Source organism: Aeromicrobium sp. SP1, from assembly GCF_055663785.1.
Window position 1 is genome coordinate 1,358,426 of sequence record NZ_JBQVVK010000001.1, and the last position, 24,427, is coordinate 1,382,852.

Annotated in this window: 17 protein-coding genes; 6 read left to right on the plus strand and 11 right to left on the minus strand. The window is 69.4% G+C overall.

All coding sequences use genetic code 11. The features are described 5' to 3' along the window. Nucleotides 1-40: 40 nt before the first annotated feature. The 4 genes from ACT26F_RS06680 to ACT26F_RS06695 form a co-directional block, all read right to left on the minus strand. Complete coding sequence (locus ACT26F_RS06680) at nucleotides 41-1,576, minus strand: phospholipase D-like domain-containing protein (protein WP_471669727.1); 1,536 nt, start codon at nucleotides 1,574-1,576, stop codon at nucleotides 41-43. Nucleotides 1,577-1,663: 87 nt separating this feature from the next. Then, the gene (locus ACT26F_RS06685) at nucleotides 1,664-2,998 is read right to left on the minus strand and encodes an RNA polymerase sigma factor (RefSeq protein WP_471669728.1); all 1,335 of its coding nucleotides are present in this window, start codon (nucleotides 2,996-2,998) and stop codon (nucleotides 1,664-1,666) included. 104 nt (nucleotides 2,999-3,102) lie between these two features. After that, nucleotides 3,103-4,578, minus strand: a complete 1,476-nt coding sequence (locus ACT26F_RS06690) for a glutamate-cysteine ligase family protein (RefSeq protein WP_471669729.1) — start codon at nucleotides 4,576-4,578, stop codon at nucleotides 3,103-3,105. Nucleotides 4,579-4,670: 92 nt separating this feature from the next. Continuing rightward, a complete protein-coding gene (locus tag ACT26F_RS06695; protein WP_471669730.1) occupies nucleotides 4,671-5,645 on the minus strand; it encodes a DUF4192 domain-containing protein in 975 nt (324 codons plus the stop codon). Nucleotides 5,646-5,744: 99 nt separating this feature from the next. Between ACT26F_RS06695 and ACT26F_RS06700 the strand changes: the two genes are divergently transcribed. The 3 genes from ACT26F_RS06700 (at nucleotide 5,745) to ACT26F_RS06710 (ending at nucleotide 10,297) form a co-directional block, all read left to right on the plus strand. Further along, nucleotides 5,745-7,070 carry a DNA polymerase IV gene (locus ACT26F_RS06700; RefSeq protein WP_471669731.1) on the plus strand — a complete coding sequence of 442 codons (1,326 nt, stop codon included), beginning with the start codon at nucleotides 5,745-5,747 and terminating at the stop codon, nucleotides 7,068-7,070. A 76-nt stretch (nucleotides 7,071-7,146) separates the two neighbouring features. After that, nucleotides 7,147-9,249 carry a S9 family peptidase gene (locus ACT26F_RS06705; RefSeq protein WP_471669732.1) on the plus strand — a complete coding sequence of 701 codons (2,103 nt, stop codon included), beginning with the start codon at nucleotides 7,147-7,149 and terminating at the stop codon, nucleotides 9,247-9,249. Nucleotides 9,250-9,400: 151 nt separating this feature from the next. After that, complete coding sequence (locus tag ACT26F_RS06710; RefSeq protein ID WP_471671664.1) at nucleotides 9,401-10,297, plus strand: sigma-70 family RNA polymerase sigma factor; 897 nt, start codon at nucleotides 9,401-9,403, stop codon at nucleotides 10,295-10,297. A gap of 90 nt (nucleotides 10,298-10,387) precedes the next feature. Here ACT26F_RS06710 and coaE read toward each other — a convergent pair whose 3' ends face one another. The 3 genes from coaE to ACT26F_RS06725 form a co-directional block, all read right to left on the minus strand. Next, entirely contained in the window at nucleotides 10,388-10,984 is a 597-nt protein-coding gene (gene coaE / locus ACT26F_RS06715; RefSeq protein WP_471669733.1) for a dephospho-CoA kinase, read from the minus strand. Continuing rightward, nucleotides 10,984-11,877: an SH3 domain-containing protein gene (locus tag ACT26F_RS06720; RefSeq protein WP_471669734.1), complete on the minus strand. Its 894-nt coding sequence runs from the start codon at nucleotides 11,875-11,877 to the stop codon at nucleotides 10,984-10,986. Before ACT26F_RS06720 ends, coaE begins: the two co-directional genes overlap by 1 nt. Before the next feature lie 265 nt (nucleotides 11,878-12,142). Beyond that, a complete protein-coding gene (locus ACT26F_RS06725) occupies nucleotides 12,143-13,120 on the minus strand; it encodes a helix-turn-helix domain-containing protein (RefSeq protein WP_471669735.1) in 978 nt (325 codons plus the stop codon). 77 nt (nucleotides 13,121-13,197) lie between these two features. Here ACT26F_RS06725 and ACT26F_RS06730 point away from each other — a divergent pair, with 77 nt between their 5' ends. Further along, nucleotides 13,198-13,344: a hypothetical protein gene (locus ACT26F_RS06730; RefSeq protein ID WP_471669736.1), complete on the plus strand. Its 147-nt coding sequence runs from the start codon at nucleotides 13,198-13,200 to the stop codon at nucleotides 13,342-13,344. A 67-nt stretch (nucleotides 13,345-13,411) separates the two neighbouring features. Here the strand turns inward: ACT26F_RS06730 and rpsA are convergent, their stop codons facing one another. The 3 genes from rpsA to pgfA all read right to left on the minus strand — a co-directional run bounded on the left by rpsA (nucleotide 13,412) and on the right by pgfA (nucleotide 17,319). Next, the gene (rpsA, locus tag ACT26F_RS06735; protein WP_471669737.1) at nucleotides 13,412-14,872 is read right to left on the minus strand and encodes a 30S ribosomal protein S1; all 1,461 of its coding nucleotides are present in this window, start codon (nucleotides 14,870-14,872) and stop codon (nucleotides 13,412-13,414) included. 124 nt (nucleotides 14,873-14,996) lie between these two features. Next, the gene (locus ACT26F_RS06740; RefSeq protein ID WP_471669738.1) at nucleotides 14,997-16,244 is read right to left on the minus strand and encodes a M18 family aminopeptidase; all 1,248 of its coding nucleotides are present in this window, start codon (nucleotides 16,242-16,244) and stop codon (nucleotides 14,997-14,999) included. A gap of 61 nt (nucleotides 16,245-16,305) precedes the next feature. Then, nucleotides 16,306-17,319 (minus strand): cell envelope lipid trafficking protein PgfA, encoded by a 1,014-nt coding sequence (gene pgfA / locus ACT26F_RS06745; protein WP_471669739.1) that lies wholly within the window; start codon nucleotides 17,317-17,319, stop codon nucleotides 16,306-16,308. 176 nt (nucleotides 17,320-17,495) lie between these two features. Here pgfA and ACT26F_RS06750 point away from each other — a divergent pair, with 176 nt between their 5' ends. After that, nucleotides 17,496-19,319, plus strand: coding sequence for a hypothetical protein (locus tag ACT26F_RS06750; RefSeq protein ID WP_471669740.1), 1,824 nt, complete (start codon nucleotides 17,496-17,498; stop codon nucleotides 19,317-19,319). Further along, entirely contained in the window at nucleotides 19,309-20,436 is a 1,128-nt protein-coding gene (locus ACT26F_RS06755) for an acyltransferase family protein (RefSeq protein ID WP_471669741.1), read from the plus strand. Before ACT26F_RS06750 ends, ACT26F_RS06755 begins: the two co-directional genes overlap by 11 nt. On the opposite strand, the gene ACT26F_RS06760 is transcribed toward ACT26F_RS06755, so the two are convergent. Further along, on the minus strand, nucleotides 20,399-24,400 hold the full coding sequence (locus tag ACT26F_RS06760) for an alpha-(1->3)-arabinofuranosyltransferase domain-containing protein (protein ID WP_471669742.1): 4,002 nt from the start codon (nucleotides 24,398-24,400) through the stop codon (nucleotides 20,399-20,401). The genes ACT26F_RS06755 and ACT26F_RS06760 overlap by 38 nt on opposite strands. Between the last annotated feature and the right edge of the window lie 27 nt (nucleotides 24,401-24,427).

The window sequence follows — 24,427 nt, forward strand, 5'->3', positions numbered from 1 at the left end:
CACCACCCCCCCCCGCTTCCTTGTGTCCGTGGACTGAAACTCAGTACTTCCAGCTCCCGTAGGACCTGCTCGAGCTGATCGCACGCCAGTGCTCGAGGTAGGCCTCGTAGATCGTGGCGTCGGTCGTCTCGGTCGTGATCTCGTCGCTGGCGACTAGGTTGGACCCGGTCAGCGCCGCCGAGCCCGCGAGCACGAGCTTGACCCGGGTGCCGGAGGCCGGCCAGACCCTGCCGTCGGGCGTGCGCTCCTCGGGGTTCAGCTTGTTCGGCCGGAGCTTCGCATCGACCAGGATCGTCTTGTCGTGCGGCTGGGCGTACGCGGCGTCGACCTCGGTGCGCGCCGTCTTGAGCACGTCGAGGATCGGCTTGCACACGCGCAGCAGCTGCTGGCAGTGCTCGAGGTAGTTCTTCTTGGTGTCGTCCTTGAACGACACGATCGAGATCCGGCAGCCGCCGTTGTTGAGGGCCGCGAGCTTGTAGGCCAGGGCGATCCGGCGGTACTTGAACCGGTTCTCCATGAGCCGGATCCGGCACTGGCTGTCCGGCACGACCCGGTTCAGCATGTTCAGGATCGGATCGCGGCCGTTCGTCGGCGTCGCCCGGATCGGCGTCGCGTAGATCGTGAAGTTCGCGAGGTTCGAGTAGAACATGCCGTATCGGTTGCGATCACTCGTGTAGCCCATCGACGTGGCCCCGGCGAGCGCGTACCGCGAGGAGCGGTTCTTCGCGAACTTCAGGTAGTCGTTGCCGACGTTGCGCTCGGCCCACATGTCGTTCCACAGGACCCGCATCTGCTTCCAGAGCTTCGGGTCGTTGTAGAGGATGACGCCGTTGTTGTACGTGCGCTCGGCGCTGCGGCCGCCGTAGTTCGACGATCCGGTCCAGATGGCGCCCTTCGCGGGCTTGCCGCTCTGGGTGTACGTGCTGCTCACCATGACGATCTTGGTGTGCGCGATGGCACCGTTGACGTTCGAGAGGCACGCCAGCGACTTGCCCTTGGCGCAGATCTTGAACTTGCCGGTCCGCGTGGCGTTGAGCGAGCGCTGCAGCTTCTTCGACGCCGGCGACTGCGTCGCCAGACCGTGGATGAACCGCACGTTGACGCCGTACTTCGCGGCCTTGACCAGCTCACGGCCGACGCGCTTGGAGTCCTCCATGCGCGACACCGAGGAGTACACCCAGGTTGCCTTGCGGGCCGCCGCCGGTTTGAGCTTGCCGTCCGGCGTCAGGTACGACCCCCGGATGATGCGCTCGAGCTGGTTCTGGAGCGTGAAGTCGTAGTTCTTCGCGCCGCCCTGGTCGAAGTACGGTCGCGAGAACGTCGTCTCGAGCGTGACCGGGTAAGCCGCGCCCCAGGGAGCGGCCGCCGCCGGGGCCGCCGCGGCGTCGGCATCGGCGTCATCGGCCGCCGGCGAGGCGGTGCCATCGGCGCCCGCCCCATCCACGGCGGAGACGTCGGTGGCGGCCGGGTCGGTGGTGGCTGCCAGGGACGCCGGCACGACCGACAGTCCGACGAGCATCGCCATGGCGCCGACGCAGGCGCCGCGAAGCACACCGGCGCGGGTGCGGATGGTCACGAGATGGTCTCCCCGAGGATGGCAACAGTCGCCCCAGAGTAACCCATGGGACAGCGGACGAACGGCAGACGAGGCTGCCGCCGAGGGTCAGTCGAGGTAGTCCCGCAGCACCTGCGAGCGCGACGGGTGACGCAGCTTGCTCATGGTCTTGGACTCGATCTGGCGGATTCGCTCGCGCGTGACGCCGTAGACCTTGCCGATCTCGTCGAGCGTCTTCGGCTGGCCGTCGGTCAGGCCGAAGCGCATCGAGACGACGCCCGACTCGCGCTCGCTGAGCGTGTCCAGCACGGCGTGCAGCTGCTCCTGCAGCAGGGTGAACGAGACCGCGTCGGCCGGGACGATGGCCTCGGAGTCCTCGATGAGGTCGCCGAACTCGCTGTCGCCGTCCTCGCCGAGCGGGGTGTGCAGGCTGATCGGCTCGCGGCCGTACTTCTGGACCTCGACGACCTTCTCGGGCGTCATGTCCAGCTCGATCGCGAGCTCCTCGGGGGTGGGCTCGCGGCCCAGGTCCTGCAGCATCTGGCGCTGGACGCGGGCCAGCTTGTTGATGACCTCGACCATGTGGACCGGGATGCGGATCGTGCGCGCCTGGTCGGCCATGGCACGCGTGATGGCCTGACGGATCCACCACGTCGCGTACGTCGAGAACTTGAAGCCCTTGGTGTAGTCGAACTTCTCGACCGCGCGGATCAGGCCGAGGTTGCCCTCCTGGATGAGGTCGAGGAAGAGCATGCCGCGCCCGGTGTAGCGCTTGGCGAGCGAGACGACGAGTCGCAGGTTCGCCTCGAGCAGGTGGTTCTTGGCGCGGCGGCCGTCGATGACGATCCACTCGAGCTCCTCGCGGAGCTTGTCGCCGACCTTCTTGGACTTGGCGAGCTTCTCCTCGGAGAACAGGCCCGCCTCGATGCGCTTGGCGAGCTCGACCTCCTCGGCGGCGGTCAGCAGCGCGACCTTGCCGATCTGCTTGAGGTAGTCCTTGACCGGGTCCGCCGTGGCACCCGCGACGGTGACCTGAACGGCCGGCTCGTCGGTGTCGTCGGCGCTGGAGAGCGTGAAGGAAGCGGACTCCTCCTCCTCCTTGAGCGTCGGATCCGTCGCCAGATCCTTCTCGAAGACGTCGTCGGGGATGTCGGGCAGGACCTTCTTGCCGTCCTTGTCCTTCGCCGGCTCGGGGGTCTCGAGGACCTGGGCCAGGTCGACGGCGTCGCCGATCTCGAGGACCTCGGCCTTGCCCGCGGCGGCCTTCTTGGCCGGAGCGGCCTTCTTCGCCGCGGCCTTCTTGGCGGGCGCCTTCTTCGCGGGGGCCTTCTTGGCGGGAGCCGCGGCGGCGCTCGCGCCGTTCGTGCCCGTGGCGTCCTCGTCGCCGGCCTTCTTCGTCGCCTTGGCAGGCGCCTTCTTAGCGGTCTGGGCGGCACGAGTCACCGGCACATCAACCTCACAACGTCGATTTCGGGCATGACAATGAGGCCTGCGGTCAACCTCTTTCCACCAGTGTGCCACGGCGCACAAACGGGTCGGGAACCACCTCAGTCGACGGGCCAGGTGTGGACCGGCTCGCCCTCATGCATGTGCTCGCCGTAGCGGAGCGTGACCGCTCGCATCGCCTCGAACGGGTCGGAAGAACGGTCGTGGAGACGCTCGAACTGGGCGCCCAGCCACGTGGAGCCGTTGCGGCCCGTGACGCAGCGACGCTCGATGATGTCGAGGAACTCCCCCGCGACGGCGCCGTCGACGCCGCGGCGCTCCAGCCCCACGTGGGCGAGCGGCAGCAGGTGCCGCAGCACGAGCTCGCGCACGGGCACGGTGCCGACCCCGGGCCAGAACAGGTCGGCCTCGATCCCGGCGACGGCTGCCTCGTGGAAGGCCTCCTCCGCCGCACGGAACGACATCTGGCTCCAGACGGGCCGCTCCTGGTGCGTGAGTGCGGTCACCAGCCCGTAGAACAGCGCGGCGTTGGCCACGGTGTCGCGCACGGTCGGCCCGGCCGGCAGCAGTCGGTTCTCCACGCGCAGGTGGGGCTTGCCGTCGACGACGTCGTAGATCGGTCGGTTCCAGCGCCAGACCGTGCCGTTGTGCAGGCGCAGCTCGGGCAGGTGCGGCACGCGACCGGCCTCGATCTCGGCGACCGGGTCCTCGTCGTCCAGGACCGGCAGCAGGGCCGGGAAGTAGCGCGCGTTCTCCTCGAAGAGGTCGAACACCGACGTGATCCACCGCTCGCCGAACCACACCCGCGGACGCACACCCTGGATCTTCAGCTCCTCGCTGCGGGTGTCGGTCGCCTGCTCGAACAGGGCGATGCGGGTCTCGTGCCAGAGCCGCCGTCCCAGCAGGAAGGGCGAGTTGGCGCCCACCGCGACCTGGACGCCGGCGATCGCCTGCGCGGCGTTCCATGCGGGGGCGAAGTCGTCCGGCTCGACCTGCAGGTGCAGCTGCGTGCTCGTGCACGCCGCCTCGGGAATGATCGTGTCCGTCGTGGTGCGGAGCCGCTCGACGCCGTCGATGACGATCTGGATGTCCTCGCCACGCGCGGCGAGGATCTGCTCGGACAGCAGGTGGTACCGCGGATTGGCCGAGATCGTGTCGCGGGTGAAGTGGCCCTCGCGCAGGGTCGGCAGGATGCCGATCATCATGAGGCCGGTGCCGACACCCTGCGCCTTCTCCTGGGCCTCGTTGAGATCGTCGCGGATGATCTCGGCCATCCGGGCCAGGCCGTCGCCGGCGACCGAGGCGGGGGCGACGTTGATCTCGACGTTGAACTGGCCGAGCTCGGTCTGGAAGTCCTCGTCGGCGATGGCGGCGAGCGTCTCGGCGTTGCGCAGCGCCGGGTCCCCGCGGTCGTCGACGAGGTTGAACTCGATCTCGACGCCGACGTGCGGATCGGGGACGGTGAAGTCCTGCTCGCTGAGCATCGAGGCGAGGACGTCGAGGTTGCGCCGCACCTTCGCGCGGTAGCGGGTGCGGTCCTCGCCGGTGAACTCACGGGCCTCGACGTCCTGTCCCATGGCCCCAGCGTAGGGGCTGGCGGCGGCGCGGGCCCCGCGTCAGGACGGTCAGCCGAGGCCACATCACCGTCACGAGCGCCGATCCGAGCGGCTCAGGCGACCTCGCGGAACCGGTCCCACGAGTCGGGGTGCAGGCCCGCTCCGACGACCTGGAGGACCAGCTGGGCCATCGAGTACTCCGGGTCGAGGAGGGTGGCGCGCTCGGCTGCGACGAGGGCCCGTGCCCCGTCGCCCCACTGCCAGGCGGCAAACGCGGCGAGACTCAGGACGGCGGGCGCGAAGTCGGCCGCGGCGACCCGGGACGCGGCGGCCCACACGGCGTGCAGCGCCCTCGCGTTCTCGCGGTCGATCCGCAGCCATTCCTCGTCCCGCACCTGCACGGAGGACACCCGGACCGCCAGCTCGACGAGCTCGCCGTCGGTGAGCCGCTCCCCCGCCAGGGCACGGTCGACGAGGGCGGCGACCGCTCGGCACTCCGCGGTCACGAGGTCGCCGGGCTCGCACGCCAGCGCCCGCCGCACGAAGTCGTCCAGCACGCGGTCGTGCGCGAGGTCGAGCCACGTCCGTCGCGGGCCCGTCGGACCGGCGACCTCGGCGAGCAGGGCGTCCCGATCGGCGAGGACGACCTGGCCGTTCGCCACGGCATGGACCCGCGCCGGGTGGTGGTCCGTCACGGCATAGGGCTCGCCCTGCGGCGGATGACCCGGGGTGTCGCTCCACAGCCGGTGGTCGTCCGCCCAGATCGCGAGCCACCGCCGCTCGACCGGGATCAGGTCCTGCAGGGCCATCACCATCGCGCGGGCCCGCTCGGGCTCGGACGAGACCGCGAAGAGGAAGACCCCGTCGCCGCCGTTCCCGAGCAGGTGGGGCGCCAGGTCCCGGGCGAGCGAGTCCTCGGCCCCCGGTGTGGGCAGGTCGTGACGCAGACCGAAGCCGAAGCGGCACCGCGGGCCCGAGACGCAGACGCCCATGACGCTCTCGCGCGGGACGAATCCGAACATCGTCGGCAGGGTGTTCAGGAGGTCCTCGTAGGAGTGGGCGCGGTAGGCGTGGTCGTGGCGGCTCATGGGTCGAGCCTTCCGGCGGGCGGTCCGGTCCGGGAACACTCGCGTCGACCCCTGTGGACCGCGGTGCGGGCGTCCACAGGCACGGCAGACAATGGGCCCATGCGTCCGTCCGCGTCGATCCTGCACCTGGACCTCGACGCGTTCTTCGCGTCGGTCGAGCAGCGGGACAAGCCGTCGCTGCGGGGCAAGCCGGTGATCGTCGGCGGCGTCGGCGGGCGAGGCGTCGTCTCGACGGCCTCGTACGAGGCGCGCCGCTACGGCGTGAGGTCGGCCATGAGCATGGCCGAGGCTCGCTCGCGCTGCCCGCACGCCGCGTTCCTGTCGGGCCGGTTCGACGCGTACCGCGCCACGTCGGCGATCGTCATGGCCCGGCTGCGCGAGCTCTCCCCCGTCGTCGAGCCGCTGTCGCTCGACGAGGCCTTCGTCGACCTCGCCGCCGGCGACGTGGACGTCGCCGACCTCACGGGACTGGTCGACTCCTTGCGCTCGGACATCGCCGAGCGGACCGGCGGGATCACGTGCTCGGTGGGCGTGGCCTCGTCCAAGCTCATGGCCAAGATCGCGAGCGAGCTGGACAAGCCCGACGGATCGTTCGTCGTCGCGCCCGGCACCGAGAAGGAGCTGCTCGGGCCGATGCCCGTCTCGGCGATCCCCGGCGTCGGTCCCGCGACGGCCGGTCGACTGCACCACGTCGGCATCACGCGTGTGTCCGACGTGTGGGGCCACACCGAGGCGGAGCTCGTCGACCTCCTCGGCCAGGCGTCCGGAGCGTCGTTGCACCGGCTGTCACGCGGCCTCGACGACCGGCCCGTGCTCGAGCATCGCGAGAACAAGTCGGTGAGCGTCGAGGACACCTTCGAGACCGACATCGTCGACCGCGGCGAACTGGGGCTGATCACCGACGCGATGGCCCGCAAGGTGGCGGCGCGACTGCGCAAGGCCGGACTGTCCGGACGCACTGTCACCCTCAAGGTCCGGTACCACGACTTCACGACCCACACGCGCTCCACGACGCTGCCCGCCCCCACCGACCAGCCGAAGCTCATCGCGACGACGGCCCGCCGGCTGCTGGACGCGACGGACGCCGGCGGTGGCATCCGGTTGCTCGGGGTCGGGGTCAGCGGTCTGGCCGACTGGGTCCAGGACGACCTGTTCACGCAGGAGGAGCACGACGAGCCCGGCGAGGACGTCGAGCCGGAGCCGGCCGCACCCGTCGCCCGCCGCTGGTCACCGGGCACGGACGTCCATCACGCCGAGCTCGGCGACGGGTGGGTGTGGGGCCGTGGGATGGGCCTGGTCACCGTGCGGTTCGAGACCCGGCTCACCGCGCCCGGGCCGATCCGGACCCTGCCCGAGGACGACCCCGACCTCGCGCCCGGCCACACCGGTCCGGCGTCGGTGCTGCCGGGTACGGTCGAGCCATGATCGAGCGCCTGCCAGGGAACCACGAACACGTCATGCCGTCTCCGACGTCTCCTGCGTCCCTCACGGCGGTGGCGGCATGACCGAGGCCCCCCGAGCCCCGCGCCGTCCCTTCGCGCGCACGCACCACGGCGACACGGTCTCCGACGAGTACGAATGGCTCCGGGACAAGGACGACCCCGAGACGATCTCGTACCTCGAGGCCGAGAACGCGTGGGCCGAGGACACGACCGCCCACCTGGCCGAGCTGCGCGAGCAGATCTTCACCGAGATCAAGGACCGCACCCTCGAGACCGACATGTCGGTGCCCGTCCGTCACGACCGCTGGTGGTACTACTCGCGCACCGTCGAGGGCCAGCAGTACGCGATCCGCTGCCGGGTGCCGCTGGCCGGGCCGGACGACTGGGAGCCGCCGGTCGTCGAGCCGGGCTCCTCACTGCCCGGCGAGGAGGTCCTGCTGGACTCGAACGTCGAGGCCGAGGGCCACGAGTTCTTCTCGCTCGGCGCCTTCAGCCTCTCCGACGACGGCGACCTGCTCGCGTGGTCCGTCGACACGAACGGCGACGAGCGGTACACGATCCGGGTCCGCCGACTGTCCACCGGCGAGGTCCTGCCCGACCTCGTCCCGGGAGCGTCCCCGGGCGCGACGTGGTCGGCCGACGGGCGGTACCTCTTCTACGTGACGGTCGACGAGGCGTGGCGTCCCCACCGCGTGTGGCGCCACGAGGTCGGCAGCACGGGCAAGGACGTGCTCGTGTTCGAGGAGCCCGACGAGCGGTACTTCGTCGGCTTCGGCCGCACCGCCTCGGAGCGGTTCCTCGTCATCGCGGTCGGCTCGAAGGTCACCAGCGAGGTCCGGTTGCTCGATGCGAGTGACCCAACCGGGGACTTCACGGTCGTGTGGGAGCGCCGCGAGGGTGTCGACTACTCCGTCGAGCACGTCATCGTGGGCGGCCGGGACCAGCTCGCGATCCTGCACAACGACGGCGCCGTGAACTTCGAGCTGGCCGTCGCCCCCCTCGACGATCCGACCGCGACCCGCGTGCTCGTCCCCGGCTCGGAGGACGTGCGGCTCGAGGGCGTCGACGCGTTCGCGCGGCACCTCGTGCTGTCGTACCGCCGCGACGCGACGACGCGACTGGCCCTCATGCCGATCACCGGCGACCAGATCGGGGCGCCCGAGGAGATCGACTTCGACGCCGAGCTGTTCACGTGCGGGCTCGGCGGCAACGCCGAGTGGGACCCCCGGTTCCTGCGCATCGGCTACACGTCGTACATCGAGCCCGCCACGATCTGGGACCTCGATCCGGGCACGGGCGAGCGCGTGCTGCGCCGCCGCGCTCCCGTCCTCGGCGACTTCGACCCGGCCGACTACGAGCAGCACCGCGCGTGGGTGACCGCCGAGGACGGCGCGCTCGTCCCGCTCTCGATCGTGTGCCGGCGCGGCACGCCGCGCGACGGCACGGCTCCCGGTCTGCTCTACGGCTACGGCTCGTACGAGATCAGCCTCGACCCGGACTTCTCGATCTCTCGGTTGAGCCTGCTCGACCGCGGCTTCGTCTATGCCGTCGCCCACGTGCGCGGTGGCGGCGAGATGGGTCGGCGCTGGTACGACGACGGCAAGCAGCTGGCCAAGCAGAACACCTTCACCGACTTCGTCGCCTGCGCACGGCAGCTCGCCGCGGACGGCTGGACGTCGGCGGACCGGCTCGTGGCCGAGGGCGGCAGTGCCGGCGGCCTGCTGATGGGCGCCGTCGCGAACCTCGCGCCCGACGCGTTCGCGGGGATCTTCGCCGACGTCCCGTTCGTCGACCCGCTCACGACGATCCTCGACCCGTCCCTGCCGCTCACGGTCATCGAGTGGGACGAGTGGGGCGATCCCCTGCACGATCCGGACGTGTACGCGTACATGAAGTCGTACGCGCCGTACGAGAACGTCGCGGCCCAGCCGTATCCGCGCATCCTCGCCGGTACCTCGCTCAACGACACCCGCGTCCTGTACGTCGAGCCGGCCAAGTGGGTGGCGCGCCTGCGCGAGGTCACCGGCGCCCAGCGCGACGTGCTGCTGCGCACGGAGATGTCGGCCGGGCACGGAGGCGTCAGCGGGCGGTACGCCGCGTGGCGTCAGCGCGCCTGGGAGCTCGCGTGGATCATCGACACGGCGACCGCTGCGACGCAGTGAGACGACGGACACATACCAGACGCACACACCAAATCCAAGAAGATCCTGAGAGAGGAATCCGAGACCCCCGGTCGACGTTGTCACTTCTGTAGCCACCTTCAGGAGGATCACCGTGGAAGACCGTGAGTTCGAGGGCAAGGACAGCGTCGGTATGTACCTGTCCGAGATCGCGCGCACGCCGTTGCTCGACGCCGAGCGCGAAGTCGAGCTGAGTCGCACGATCGAGGCAGGCCTCTACGCCCGCCACCTGCTCGAGACCGGACGCATCGGCCGCGCGAAGGGCGGCGCTCCCAAGCGCGCCGATCGCGAGGAGCTGGAGTGGCTCGCCGAACAGGGCGACCACGCGATCCAGGAGTTCATCCAGGCCAACCTGCGGCTCGTGGTCTCGATCGCCCGCAAGTACGGCCGGGCGCAGATGCCGATGCTCGACCTCATCCAGGAGGGCAACACCGGCCTGATCCGCGCCGTCGAGAAGTTCGACTACACCAAGGGCTTCAAGTTCTCGACCTACGCGACCTGGTGGGTCCGTCAGGCGATCACGCGTGGCGTCGCCCAGCAGGCGCGCGTCGTGCGGCTCCCCGTCCACGTCGTGGAGGAGCTGAACCAGGTCTCCGGCGCCCGGCGCAACCTCGAGCGTCAGCTCGGGTACGACCCGGAGCCGGCCGAGATCGCCGTCGAGCTCGGGATGGACGTCGATCGGGTCATCGACCTGCTCGCCTGGGGCCGTGACCACGTGAGCCTCGACTCCCCCGTCGACGATGACGGCGACACGACGCTGGGCGACCTGATCGCCCGCGACGGGTCGCCCGGTCCCGACCTGGCGATGCTCGACCACGACGCCCGCGACCAGCTGATCGCGCTCGTCGACCGGCTCGACGCCCGCGAGGCGGACATCGTCAAGGCCCGGTACGGCCTGCTCGACGGTCGCCAGCAGAAGCTGGCCGACATCGGCAAGCGTCACGGGATCTCGGCGGAGCGTGTCCGTCAGGTCGAGCGTCAGGCCCTCGCGAAGCTGCGCGAGATCGCCGATCCCGAGCTGGCCGCCTGACCCCAGCCGTCGGGCGCACTGCAGCAGCGCCCGCATCACGAGAGCCCCGGACCGAGACGTCGGTCCGGGGCTCTCGTGTTCGTGCGGTGGTCAGACGACGCGCGCGGCGAGAGCGTGCCAGATCTCGTCGACCCGCGCCTGCAGCTCGGCCAGCGAGCCGGTGTTCTCGATGACGACGTCCGCCGCGGCCAGACGCACCTCGCGGGACGCCTGCGCGGCGATCCTGGCTCCGGCGTCAGCCTCGGACATGCCCCGGTCGGAGACCATGCGGGCGACCTGGAGCTCAGCCGGGGCGTCGACCACGATGACCACGTCGCACGCGGCTGCCCCGTTCATCTCGACGAGCAGGGCGTTGTCGTGGACGACGACGGCCGCGGGGCCGGCCGCGGCCTCGCGCTCGCCGGCCAGGTCCCGGATCGCGGGATGGGTGATCGCCTCGAGGTCCTTCAGCGCGGCGGGCTCGGCGAACACGATCGCGCCGAGGGCGGGCCGATTCAGGGTGCCGTCGGCCGCGATGACGTCGCTGCCGAAGCGCTCACGGATCTGGGTCAGCGCCGGGGACCCGGGCTCGACGACGTCGCGGGCGAGGCGGTCGTAGTCGATCACATCGGCGCCGAGCTCGGCCAGGCGCCGGCTCACGGTGCTCTTGCCGGAGGCGATGCCTCCGGTCAGCCCCACCCGCAGCATCAGAGCGTGCCGGCGTTGCCGTAGGTGGTCACGTGGACGTGGTCCATGTGGTTGGCGGTGTCGCCACCGCGGCTGCTCATGCCGCGCCAGCCCTCGCCGCCGCGCTGGACGGTCCAGATCCGCTGCTGGTAGATGAGGTAGCTGACCCCGAACTCGGTCCGGTGCGCCTGCAGGAAGGCGGCGATGTCCCAGCCCAGCTCGCCACGGATCATGATGTCGAGCGAGTGCCCGGTCGCGTGCTCACCACGGCCGGCGACGCCTCCGTAGTTGGCGACCTGCGGGAAGCGGGCGCACACCGCGCGGTAGACACGGACCGTGTCGGGCTGGAGGCCGGACTCGACGGCCGATCCCCGGGCGCAGGGTGCCTGCGAGATCGTGCCCTCGGTCGGGGCGAGCTCGGGCTCGTCCTCGTCGATGAGCTTCGTGGCGACCCAGCGCGGGAGGTCGTTGTGGATCACCTGGGTCCAGCCGTCGCGCTGCTCGCCGGTGACCTCGAGCTTCTTGCCCTTGGCGATCGTGGCGAGGACGGGCGAGTCCGAGGCGGCATCGGCACGCACCGGAACGGTCTGCTGGGCGAACATCGTGCCCTCGACCTGCGCATCGGCCTCGACCGACGAGGGCAGGGGTGCACGCTCGGCGCTGCTGCGGCTGACCCGGGCCGGCGCATTGCCCGCGAGGGCGGCCGTCACGATGTCGCCCTCGGCGACGACCGGTGCGCTCGTGGCGTCCGATGCGATGGCGCTGGAGACGGGAGCCGATCCGAGTGCCGCGACGGCGGCGACCCCGAGGGTGGCGACCCCGGTCGCGACGCCACCGTGACGGCGGGCGCGGACGTACCACGGGTCGCGAACGACCGGCTTGCGTCGTCGTCCGGGCGTGGAGGCTTGGGTCATGTGTGAGGTGGGGGGTCGGGGAAACGGCCTCCACGAGTCAACCACAACGACGTGCCCGAACCCAGTCGGAACACCCCTTCCCAGCGAGGCCCTGTGATGCATGTCACATGCCCTCGGGGTGTCACTCGACGTGACGCCGGGCCACCCACCGCGGCGAATTCTCATTCGGTGTCTCATTCACGGTCGCCATACGTTCACGTGTGAGGCGCTCTCGTAACCCTTCGGAACCCCTCGTCACCGCGGCGCGAAACGCGGCGCCCGGGCCTCAGGCGCTGTCGAGGCACGTGAACGAGCGCCGGTAGGCCTGCGGACTCGTCCCGCGCACGGCGCCGAAGTGGTGCCGCAACGTCGCGGCGTTGCCGAAGCCGACCTGTTGGGCGATCTGCTCCACGGCCAGCTCGGAGGTCTCGAGGAGCTCCTCGGCCATCGCGACGCGGCGGCCCACGAGCCACTGCCAGGGCGTGGTGCCGGTCTCGTCGCGGAATCGCCGGGCGAACGTCCGCTCGGACATGTGCGCGCGGCGGGCGAGCGCCGAGACGGTCAACGGCTCGGCGAGGTGCTGCTCGGCCCAGTCCAGCACCGGTGCGAGGGTCTCGGCCTCAATGACGGGCATCGGCGCCCGGACGAACTGCGCCTGTCCGCCGTCGCGGTGTGGAGGCACGACGATCCGGCGCGCGGCCGTGGCGGCGACGCGGGCGCCGTGCCACCGGCGCATGAGGTGCAGGTTCGCGTCGATGCCGGCCGCCGAGCCGGCGCCCGTGACGATCCCGTCGTCCTCGACGTAGAGGACGTCGGTGTCGACCAGGGCATCGGGGAAGGACGCGGCGAGCTCGGGACCGTACCGCCAGTGGGTCGTGCACCGGCGACCGTCGAGCAGCCCCGCCTGGCCGAGCTGGAAGGCGGCCGTGCACGAGGCGAGGATCGTCGCACCCGACGCGTGGGCGGCGCGCAGCAGCTCACTCACCCGCGGATCCTCACGCGTGTAGTCACGCTTGGCGGCCACCGCGACGAGATCGGCTCCGGCGACCGCGTCGAATCCCTGGGAGACCACGAAGTCGAACCCCGTGGCTCCGCGGACGATTCCGGGCTCCGCCGTGCAGGCGACGAAGTCGAACACGGGATTCTCGTCCTGGGGGTGGTACTGCTCGGCCCACACCTCGGAGATCACGCCCATCCCGAACGGCTCGGCGCCGTCGGACACCACCATCGCGACCTTCTTCATGCTGCCTCCCGGGCCCGTCATGGATGTGGCGGGATCTTGACGTTACCTGTCATCACTGCCACTGGTGGCAGGATATCACTGAACGGAGAATTGATGCCATGATCGTCCTGCTTCTCCTGCTGGCCACGGTCGCCGTGCTCTCGGCGGCGCGCCTGTGGTCGACCATCGCCCACGACGGACTCGGCGTCCGCCCCGCTCCCCGCAGTCACCACCTGGACGACTTCGGCACCCCGCTCGGCCTCTGAGCCCACCTCCCAGGAACGACGAAACCCCCGACCGAACGGTCGGGGGTTTCGTCGTGCGGTCAGCGAATCACTCGCCGCCGGTCAGCTTCTCACGCAGGGCCTGCAGCGCCTCGTCCGACGCCAGCGAGCCACCCACGGGCTCGTCCGCCACGGCGGTCGAGGTGTACTCGCCCATCTGGCCGGCCTCGAGGTTGGCCTTCTCGGCCTCGGCGACCTGCTTCTTGTGGGCCTCCCAGCGCTCGTGCGCCTCGGCGTACTGCTTCTCCCACGCGGCGCGGGCCTCGTCGAAGCCCTCCTGCCACTCGCCGGTCTCCGGATCGAAGCCGTCGGGGTAGATGTAGTTGCCCTCCTCGTCGTACGAGGAGGCCATGCCGTAGAGGGTCGGATCGAAGTCGTCGGCCTCGGTCGCGACCTCGGTCTCGTTGGCCTGCTTCAGCGACAGCGAGATCCGGCGACGCTCGAGGTCGATGTCGATGATCTTGACCATGACCTGGTCGCCGATCTGGACGACCTGCTCGGGGATCTCGACGTGACGCTCGGCGAGCTCGGAGATGTGGACCAGGCCCTCGATGCCCTCCTCGACGCGCACGAACGCACCGAACGGGACGAGCTTGGTGACCTTGCCGGGCACGATCTGGCCGATCTGGTGGGTCCGGGCGAAGTGCTGCCACGGATCCTCCTGCGTCGCCTTGAGCGACAGCGACACGCGCTCGCGCTCGAGGTCGACCTCGAGCACCTCGACGGTGACCTCGTCGCCGACCTGCACGACCTCGTTCGGGTGGTCGATGTGCTTCCAGGACAGCTCGGACACGTGCACGAGGCCGTCGACGCCGCCGAGATCGACGAAGGCGCCGAAGTTGACGATCGAGCTGATGACGCCCTTGCGGACCTGGCCCTTCTTGAGCTCGTTGAGGAAGTTCTGGCGGACCGCGGACTGGGTCTGCTCGAGCCACGCACGACGGGACAGGACCACGTTATTGCGGTTCTTGTCGAGCTCGATGATCTTGGCCTCGAGCTTCTGACCGATGTACGGATCCAGGTCGCGGACGCGACGCATCTCGACGAGCGACGCCGGCAGGAAGCCGCGCAGGCCGATGTCCATGATCAGGCCGCCCTTGACGACCTCGATGACGGTGCCCTCGACGACGCCGTCCTCGTCCTTGATCTTCTCGATGTCGCCCCAGGCGCGCTCGTACTGCGCACGCTTCTTGCTCAGGATCAGGCGGCCTTCCTTGTCCTCCTTCTGGAGAACCAGGGCCTCGACGCTGTCGCCCACGGCGACGACGTCGTTCGGGTCGACGTCGTGCTTGATGGACAGCTCACGCGAGGGGATGACGCCCTCGGTCTTGTAGCCGATGTCGAGGAGGACCTCGTCACGGTCCACCTTGACGATGGTGCCGTCGACGATGTCGCCGTCGTTGAAGTACTTGATGGTCTTGTCGATGGCGGCGAGGAAGTCTTCCTCGTTGCCGATGTCGTTGACCGCAACCTGCGGGGCAGCAGAAGGAGTTGCGAGGCCGGAAGTCATGTAGTGGGGCTCCGATGGATGGATGGAATCGTATGGTGGATTGGAGTGCGCCGTGACTGCGGGCATGCCTCACCCACAGCGCATCTCTCAGTCTACGACACGCCGCCCGCTCCCGTAAAACCGGTCAGGACGACCCCGCCAGGAACGCCCCCAGCGCTCGCACGTAGAGGTCCACGTCGGCGGCGGCCATCGTCTCTCGCGCCGAGTGCATCGCCAACTGCGGCGCCCCCACGTCGACGGTCAGCATGCCGGTGCGGGCGGCGCTGAGCGGTCCGATCGTCGAGCCGCACGGCAGGTCCGCACGGTGCACGTACCGCTGCAACGGCACTCCCGCCTGCTCGCAGGCCCGCGCGAACACCGCGGCCCCGCGCCCGTCGGTCGCGTAGCGCAGGTTCTGGTTCACCTTAAGCACGGGCCCGCCGCCCAGGGCGATCCGGTGCAGGGGCTCGTGCCGGTCGACGTGGTTCGGGTGGGTCGCGTGCGCCATGTCGCCCGAGGCGCACACGGACGCGGCGATCATCCGGTGGTACTCCTCACGGCCGCCGCCGGCCGCCAGCACGATCCGCTCCAGCACGGTCGCGAGCAGGTCGGACTGGGCGCCTCGCTCGGACGTGCTGCCGACCTCCTCGTGGTCGAAGAGGGCCAGCAGCTGCCCCGAGGGGCCGGGCTCGGCGACGAGCAGCGCCTGCAGTCCGGCGAAGCAGGTCACCTGGTTGTCCAGACGCGGCGCGGCGACGAACTCGGCGTCCGCCCCGACGAGCGCCGACGGCGTGACGTCGGCGGTCATCAGGTCGAACCCGACCAGATCGCTCGGATCGAGGCCGGCGGTGCCGGCGAGCCACGGCAGGAACTCGGCCGACCCGAGGGTCCAGAGCCCGTCGAGATGGCGCTGACGGTCGGGCGCCGACTGATCGCGGTCGAGGTGGATCGCGAGGTGGGGCACTCGGACAACGGGCTCGGCCGTCCGGACCAGGTGCTCGACGCCCGCGCGGGTCACGAGCCGGCCGGCGACGATCAGGTCGCGGTCGAGCCACGACTCGAGGATCGGACCACCGTAGGGCTCGAGCGCGAGGACCGGCACGTCCGCCCGGCGGGTGTCGTGGTGCTGCTTGACGCGCAGGTTGGGGCTGTCGGTGTGACCGCCCACGACCCGGAATCCGGCAGCGGGATCCGACCGCGTGCCGGTGCGCCAGGCGACGACCGAACCGCCGCGCCGCACGACGAAGCTGCCGGATTCGCGCGGCCAGGGCGCGGTCTCGTCGAGTTCGACGAAGCCATGGTCCGTCAACGTGGCGACGACGGTCTCGACGACATGGAACGGCGTCGGCGACGCGTCGACGAACCGGCACAGGTCGGCGGCAGAGTGCGACATGGCGTCACTGTAACGACCAACGCCGCCCCCGAAGGGGCGGCGTCGGTGTACTTACGGGCGTTCAGTCCTTGGAGATCCTGGTGCCCACCGTCTCCGGCTCCTTGGTGTCGTCCTTGCGCTTGCCGCGGCTCGCGAGGATCGCCCCGCCGAGGATCAGCAGCAGGCCCAGGATCGAGCCCACGAGCGGGATCGTGTTCTGGACCGCGGACAGCAGCGCGGCCTTGCTCTTGTACTCGTCGACGTTCTCCTGGACGTAGTCGTCCGTGTACTGCAGCGTCGCCTTCGTCGTGGTGGCGCCACGGACACCGTTCAGCTCGAGGTACGCGTCCTGCGCCTCGCCACCGGAGATGATCGCGCCGGTCACCGGCTCGACGTACAGGGTGCGGACGTTGGAGTAGATCCGGTCGGCCGTCACGGTCGACTCGTCGGAGTCGACGAGGTTGCCCGGGACGTCGATCGTTCCGGTCTTGGTCGGCTCGATCGTCTGCACGAACTTGTAGACCTTGAGACCGTCGATGTCGGTCTCCTCCTCGAACTCGGCCGGCGTGGCCTTCATGAGGTCGCCGTCCCAGAAGTCGTAGGTCTTCTTCTGCGTGTCGAACGGGAACTTGAAGTAGAGCCCCTCGAACGGGTCGTCGGTCGACTCACCGTCGGCCTCGCTGACGGCGCCGCTCCAGTCGACCGTCTCGGCCGAGGTGCGGTCGAACGCCACCGTGTCGTTGCCTGCCGACAGCGGGGTCTCGCCACCGGCGCAGTCGAAGTCGGGGTTGTCGGTGCAGACGTAGGTCTTCCAGACGGAGACGTCCTGGTCCAGCTCGTCCGACGCCTCCTTCGACAGGTCGATGTCACCGGTCGTGATGCGGACCGAGCGCAGCGGGCCGGTCGTGACCTTCACGCCGTTCGCCACGTCGAGGTACTCGGCGTCGGCACCCGGGGCGGTCTCGGAGATGCTCGTCGTGTTCTGGTTCAACGGAACGACGGCGAGCTTGTCGTACATGTAGAACTTCGACAGCAGGCCGAGTACCAGGAGGAACGCTCCCAGGCCCACCACGGCGATTCCGGTCTTCTTGGCCACCAAGGGCTCCCTTCACAGGTTTCACAGTGTTCACACTTTGTGATCGGGCACACGCTACCACCCAGTAGGCTTTTGCGGTCGCAAGCTCGCGAGTTCCACGGGCTGCCCACGTGTCGCTGACCGACATGAGAGAATCGCCCGTGCCTTTTCGTCTTGACCGCCGCCAGGCGACCCTGGTGGGCGCAGCACTCATCCTCGTGACTCAGGCGATCGTGCGCACCGTCCAGGGCCGAAAGGGGTTCTTCAGCCTGGACGACTTCGTCTTCTACACACGCGCGACGCACAGCCGACTGCTGGACCCGGACTTCCTGTTGGAGGCGTACAACGGGCATCTGATGCCGGGCGCCTTCGCGTGGGTCTGGATCTCCTCGCACTTCGCACCCCTGGACTTCGCGGCGACCTTCGCCACCATGATGATTGTCCAGCTGATCGTCGGGATTGCGGTCTTCGCGTTGCTGGCTTACCTGTTCGGGCTCCGACCGGCGATACTCGTCCCCTTCGCCGTCGCCTGCCTGACGCTGTTCACGCTGCCCAGTTCCTGGTGGTGGGCTGCCGCGATCAACCAGCAGCCGCAACAGCTCTCCGCCGCACTCTTCCTGCTGGCACACTTCGCGTTCGTGCGCACCGGTCACCGCCGATGGGTCGTGGCGGCCGCCGTCGCGCTGGGGCTCGGCCTGGCGTTCTTCGAGAAGAGTGCCTTGGCCGTGCCGCTTGCCGGACTTCTGACGTGGGCCTACTACTCCCCCGTCACCAATGGTGCCCGGCGAACCGCCATCCGCTCCAGCCTCCGGGTCGCCCTCGTCCGGTATCGCGCTGCGTGGCTGGGCTATCTCGTGGTGTTGATCCCGTACAGCGCCTACTACGCGATGCACGCCCGACAGGACGATCGCGGATGGCCCGAGAGCTCGGCCTTCCTGGAGTTGTTCGACTTCTCGATCCGCAAGTCAGTGATCCCCGCGATCGTCGGCGGCCCATGGCACTGGTCGCCCACGGGTGTCGTCGACAGCAACGCGGACCCGTCGGTGTACATGCAGGCGGCCGCTGCGGCCGTCGTGTGTCTCGTCGTCTGGGCCTCGCTCAAGGTCAACCGCCATGCAGGTCGGGCGTGGAGCGTCGCCGCCGGCTACTTCCTGGCCCTGGTCTGCGTGCTGACGGTCACCCGTGGCGCAGTCATCGGCAGCGAGGTCATCGGCACGGAGTACCGCTACATCAGCGACTTCGCCCTCGTGCTCGCACTCTGCGGCGCATTCGCCTTTCTTCCTGCCCGGTTCGGCCCGTGGTGGAGTGACCGACCCGTCGAGACCTTCGAGCTGCCTCGCGAGATTCGCGGTCTGCCCACGGCAGCCGTGGCCACCACGGCCGTGATCGTCCTGACGGTGAGCTCCGCCTACTCGACCTCGACGTTCGCCGAGCGGTGGACACAGAACCCGGCCCGGACGTGGGTCGAGAACGCCTCTGCCTCCATCCCCGACTTGGGGCCCGAGGACCGCTACTACGACGGAGTCGTCCCGACCGCGGTCGTGTGGCAGCTGCTCAGCCCGGCAAACCTGCCGTCGAACATCCTCGGCCCCCTCGGCCTGCAGGCCCAGCCCCTCGAGCCCGGGGAGTACCGCGACGAACTGTGGCACTTCGCGGCCGATGGTCGCCTCGAATCCTCGAACGTCTCCGGCGTCACGACCTCACGCTTCGACGAGCCGGACTGCCTCGTGCGGGTGGGCGAGGATCCCGAGACGATCCCGCTGCAGTCGGAAGTCTTCGACTGGCCGTGGATCCTGCAGTTGGAGTACACGACCCCTGCCGACGGTCACCTGCGCATCAAGGCCGGCGAGACCGACCTCACCGTCGCGGTGCACAGCACCAATCAGAGCGCCGCGACGTTCCTGCCCACGATCTACACACCCGTCAGTGGCGGGTACGACGAGTTGACACTGTCCTCCCCGGATACGACCGTCTGTGTGAAGACCCTCAAGATCGGAGCCCCCCAGCCCAATGAATGGTGAGTCACGACGCCTGCCCGAACTGACCGGGCTGCGCGCCATCGCGTCGCTGCTGGTCGTCGCGACCCATGCGGCCTATTGGACGGGCCGCTATTCGGCCGACACGATCGGGTTGTTCTGGACCCGGCTGGACTTCGGGGTCGCCCTCTTCTTCGCCCTGTCCGGCTTCCTGCTCGTGCGCCCGTGGATCGACGCTCTGCGCAAGGACCGGCCCGACCCTTCGTTGCGGCGCTACGCGTCCCGCCGGTTCTGGCGAATCGTTCCCGCCTACTGGGTCGTCGTGCTGGTCGGATTCACGCTGTACGACGCGCCCGCGGTGAACGGTGTCGCCGAGTTCATCCGGCACCTGTTCCTGGGCCAGATCTACGGCGACGGGCATCTGCGCTCGGGCCTCACCCAGACCTGGAGCCTGGCCACCGAGGTGGCCTTCTACGTCTTCCTGCCCTTCCTTGGCTGGTTCATCACCGGACCCGTGTGCCGGCGCCGCTGGCTGCCCGGGCGCATCCTCGGGGTATTCGGGCTCCTCGTCGCGATCAATGTCGGCTATCTCGTGTTCGTCCACACCCGGGACGTGACCCTGAGCAGTCAGATGTGGCTCCCGGCCTTCTTCAGCTGGTTCGTGGCGGGCATGGGGCTTTACGTCCTGGCCAGCGCGGCCCGCGACGGTCGGGCGTGGGCGCAGTCGTGCCTCTCATGGCCGCGCGAGGCGCCCCTGACCGTGCTCGGGCTCGCGCTCATCCTGTTCCTGGCCGCCTGCACGCCGCTGGCGGGCGATCCTTCGATGTACCAGAACAGCGCCGGCACCGCCGTGTTCCGCAACCTCGTCTACGCGAGCGTCGCGGCCCTCATCCTCAGCGTCCTGGTGGTCGACGTCGACAATCCCGCGAAGCGGGCCCTGGCCCGGATGGAGAAGCTCGGGGAGATCTCCTACGAGATCTTCCTCGTGCACATCCTAATCCTTGAGTACGTCATGCACCTGCTCGACCAGCCGGTGTTCACCGGGTCCCTTTGGCTGACGTTCGCGTTGACCGTCGTCCTCAGCATTCCGGCGGCCTGGGGTCTGAAGTGGGTGTGTGACCGGGTCACGGTGACGGCGACCGGCGTACCGGCACCACACTGAACGCGAGCGCGATCGTCATGAGGGTCTGGACGAGCGGGTCGTTGCCCGCATACTGACCCGACCCGGCTGGATGCACGACCAGCATCGCGCCTGCGACCACGAAGGCGGCGACCCCCACGGCCCGCATGGGCACGGCATCGACTCGCGTCCCGGCCACGACGGCCACGAGGGCCGCCACGAGTCCCACCGTCCCGGAGATGAGCGACAAACCCGTCACGGTAACCAGCAGGAGCGGGACGCGTCCCCGGTACGGCGGGCAGGGCGCGACCTTCCCTCGCCGACGCCAGAACAGGGCAGCCAGCAGCACGGCGAGAGCGAGTGCCAGCCCGCCGCTCAGCAGCCATACGAACCGCTCGGCCGCGGGGAACTCGAGCGTCACCGTGCCGGCGGCTCCCGCGGGCAGGACGTAACCCTGCTTCCACCCGTCGACCGTCACCGAACGCAGCACGGTGCCGTCCAACTTGGCCCGCCAGCCGACGTTCGCATTCTCCGCCACGACGAGGAGGGAATCCTCCGAGCGCGCGCCGACTGCCAGGCTCCGGTCGGCGTCACCCCAGTGCTCGACGTCGACGGAGACGGGACTCGCGTCCCGATCGCCGTCCGGCTCGGCCTGGAGCCGCCACTGCACCATCCGCCACGGGCTGTCCGGGACGGTCGTGATCCGGTGCTCCCCACCGTCCAGATCGACGGGGCCGCCGCACGCCTTCGCCTCCATCGACCGACCGGTCAGCAGTTCGCCGACGGTCGCGGTCAGGGACAGCCGGGTCGCGCGGCCGTCGACGTCGACGATGGGGCCAGCGGAGCACGGCACCGAGAGCTTCTCGGTGTCGGGCACGGGGTCCGGTTCAACGCCGGGGATCTCGATCTCGCTCACCCCGACGCCCAAATAGCTGGTCCGGCCGGTCGTGGGGTCGAAGTTCTGGGTGAGCCCGATCGTGGCGAACTCGACCTCAATCCGTTTCGCTGTCAGCTCGGGAAAGGTCACCTTGCCTGAATCGGTGACGTCACTGTCGTACTCCCGCTTTCCGACACGCACCGTCACGGCCGATGGGCGCGTGGCCGGCATGTCGTCCTGGAACTGCAAGGTGAACCCATCCAGCGTGACCGGTTCGTCGAACGAGATCGACAAGCTCGGTGACGGGTCGTCCGGTCGAGCGGTCCACGTGGAGTCGATGTTGCCGTCCATCACCGCCACCCCCGAGGCCTCGGGCAACTCGACGGCGGACGACGACGCGGTGATCGCGGTATCCGGCTCCACCAGCCGCTCGTACCACTCGTCCAGGGAGTCACCGGGCACGGCGGCGAACCTGCCCGTCAGCGCGTACTCGCGGCGCGAGGACAAGGAAAAGACCCGCGAGCTGAAGGAGTCGTCCTCCCCTTGGTGCACGAGGTTCGCGGCGCAGCGGAACGGCACGACGGTCGTGCTCACGCAGCCGTCGCTGTGGCCCGCCGTGTTGGTGCCGAGGATCGTCGTCGCGATGCCGTCGAGATCATCGGCCATGCGGAGCTCATAGGCGATCGGCAGGCCATCGACCGAGAGCGACGACACCTGCATCGGAAGTCCGCTGTCCGCCGCCTGGTCGAGGTGGATGACGATGTCGGAGGAGACGGCCGAGTCGATCGGGATGTCCCACGCGCCGTCGGATCGCCGGACGCCGGCATGCTCATCGCGTGCGTCCGTCGTCGCCGACACATTCGTGATGCGGTCACGCAACGAATCCGGGAACTCGACCGAGACGGCTCCCAAGCGTCGTTCCGACTGCAGCCGAATTCGCACGATCTGGCCGAGTCCCGCGGAGTCGGTCGATGCAGACCACGACGTCGACGGGTCACCGTCGAACATGGCCCGTGCGGACCTGCCCTGGTCGATGTCGGGCGCGTCGGCCACAGCCGACGAGGACGAGACGTCGACGCCGTCCACGCCGACCCAGGCGCCCGTGGTTCCGTGCTCGAGCGGGTCGTAGGAGGTGTAGTCGTGCTTGGCTCGGACGAAGGCGAGCGGATCCTCGGGAGTCAGGGTGGACGACTCGTTGTTGCCGATCCGCCCGAAGTTGACCTCGCGGCGGCGGAAGCTGTCGGTCAGCACCTCACCAGCACCCGCGATCCGTGGCTCAGCGTCCTCGGCCGCCATGATCGACGCGGGCGGGAGGGCACCGGCATCGGCGAGGTCCAGCAGTGACTGCGGATCCCCGCTCACGGTCGCGACCTGCGACAGGGGTGTCACCGACGTCCCTGCGGGATCGTCGACTCGCCAGACCTCGATGGCCGTCGTCCTGGGCATCAGGTTCGCATCGCGAATGACGCCGAAGACGCTGCTGGGACCCACCTCCGGTCCGAACGACGCGACCTTGGTGAACCCGCCCGACTCGACCAGGACGGACCGGACGAATCCTTCGCGCGCGTGGGGGGCATCGCCGGCGAGCTCGTTGCGCACCAAGACGTAGCCGATGCCCTGGCTCCGGGCGAAGTCTGCCAGGCCGGACGACGCCTGGCCCGTCTGGAAACGTCGCTCGACGGCGTCCTGGGCGCGGATGAACCCGCTGTTGGTCAACGGGACCGCGTTGCGGACTTCCCAGGGCGAGTCCGTCAACGCTTGGTAGACGTCATCGCCGGTGACTCCCCAGTAATAGCGACCGAATCGACTTCCCGGCGCCACGAGCGTACGCCCGTGCGGATGGTCGTCGATCCACGCGCTGGCGTCGATCCAATATCCCGGGACGTCGATGTATGTGCCGAGCGGCGCCACGCGCCCGAACAGCATCGGAGCGGCCACTGCCACCACCGCCGACCCGATGATGGCCTGCCACATGAGCGCGCTGACGCCGAGCCGGTCGCGCACCGACCGGGTGGCCAGGATCTCGAACACGGAGGCGATGCCGATCGCGATGGCCAACCGGATGAGCACGTCGAACTTGTGCACGTTGCGCAACGGCGCCAGCACGCCGTCCAGAGCCGTGCGCTGCGACTCGGCGAACCAGTTGCCGGAGCCCTCCACATGACCGAGGGTGACCAGGAAGACCCCCACCACGAGGCACGAGACGAGCCACAGGCGCTCGGAGCCGCGATGGAAGGCGATGCCGACGAGTCCGGCGAGCGCCACCAGGAGCGTGATCATCACGTACGGACGCAACAGCGTCAGGTCGGAGCCGATCTGCCAGATGGACCCGAGGCCCTGACCGAGGAACCCCACCCAGTGGGATGTCCCCCTGATCACCTCGGCGAGGTTCGTCACATGCGTCGTATCGGTGGAACTCTCGATGTAGGACAGGAACTCCGTCCCATACCGCGACAGTTGAAAGAGGGGAAGCACCCACCACGCCGTGGCGGCGGCCGCGCACGCCACCCAGGCACCGATGAGCGCGAACGATCTCGAACCGGCTCGGCGTGTCGCGAGCCAGAGCACCGCCGGAAGAGTCGCCGCGAGATTGACCGTCGCGTTGACGCCGCCCATCATCGCCATCGCCGCGGCCGACAGCAATGCGGCGCGCCAGATCCCGATCCTCGCCGTCTTCGTGCACGCCACGAGGGGAAGCAGGATCCACGGAGCCAGCGCACCGGGGTACGCCTCGATCGACGTGGTGCCCATGACGCTGAGCACGCGTGGCGCCAACGCGAAGGCGAGCGCGCCCACCAGCTGCCCCAACGGTGAACCGATCCGCAGTTCGCGCATCAGTCGTTCCGCGCCGAGGAAGGCAACGACGAGGATCAGTCCCCACCAGAGCCGCTGGACGATCCACGGCGGGAGTCCCAGGCCCTCGAAGCCTGCGAAGAAGGGGCCCATCGGAAAGAGGTATCCGTAGGCCTGGTTCTGGACCTGGCCGGCGAATCCTTGTGAGTCCCAGAGCTGAACGGCCCGCTCCATGAGGCGCCACGGATCGATCGGGAGATCGACCTTGGTGTCGGACGCGATGCGACCCGGCTCCTGGAGCAGGCAGAGCACCACGAGACCGACGCTGATGAGCAACCGGCGTGCTCGCCAGCGCCGGTCCCC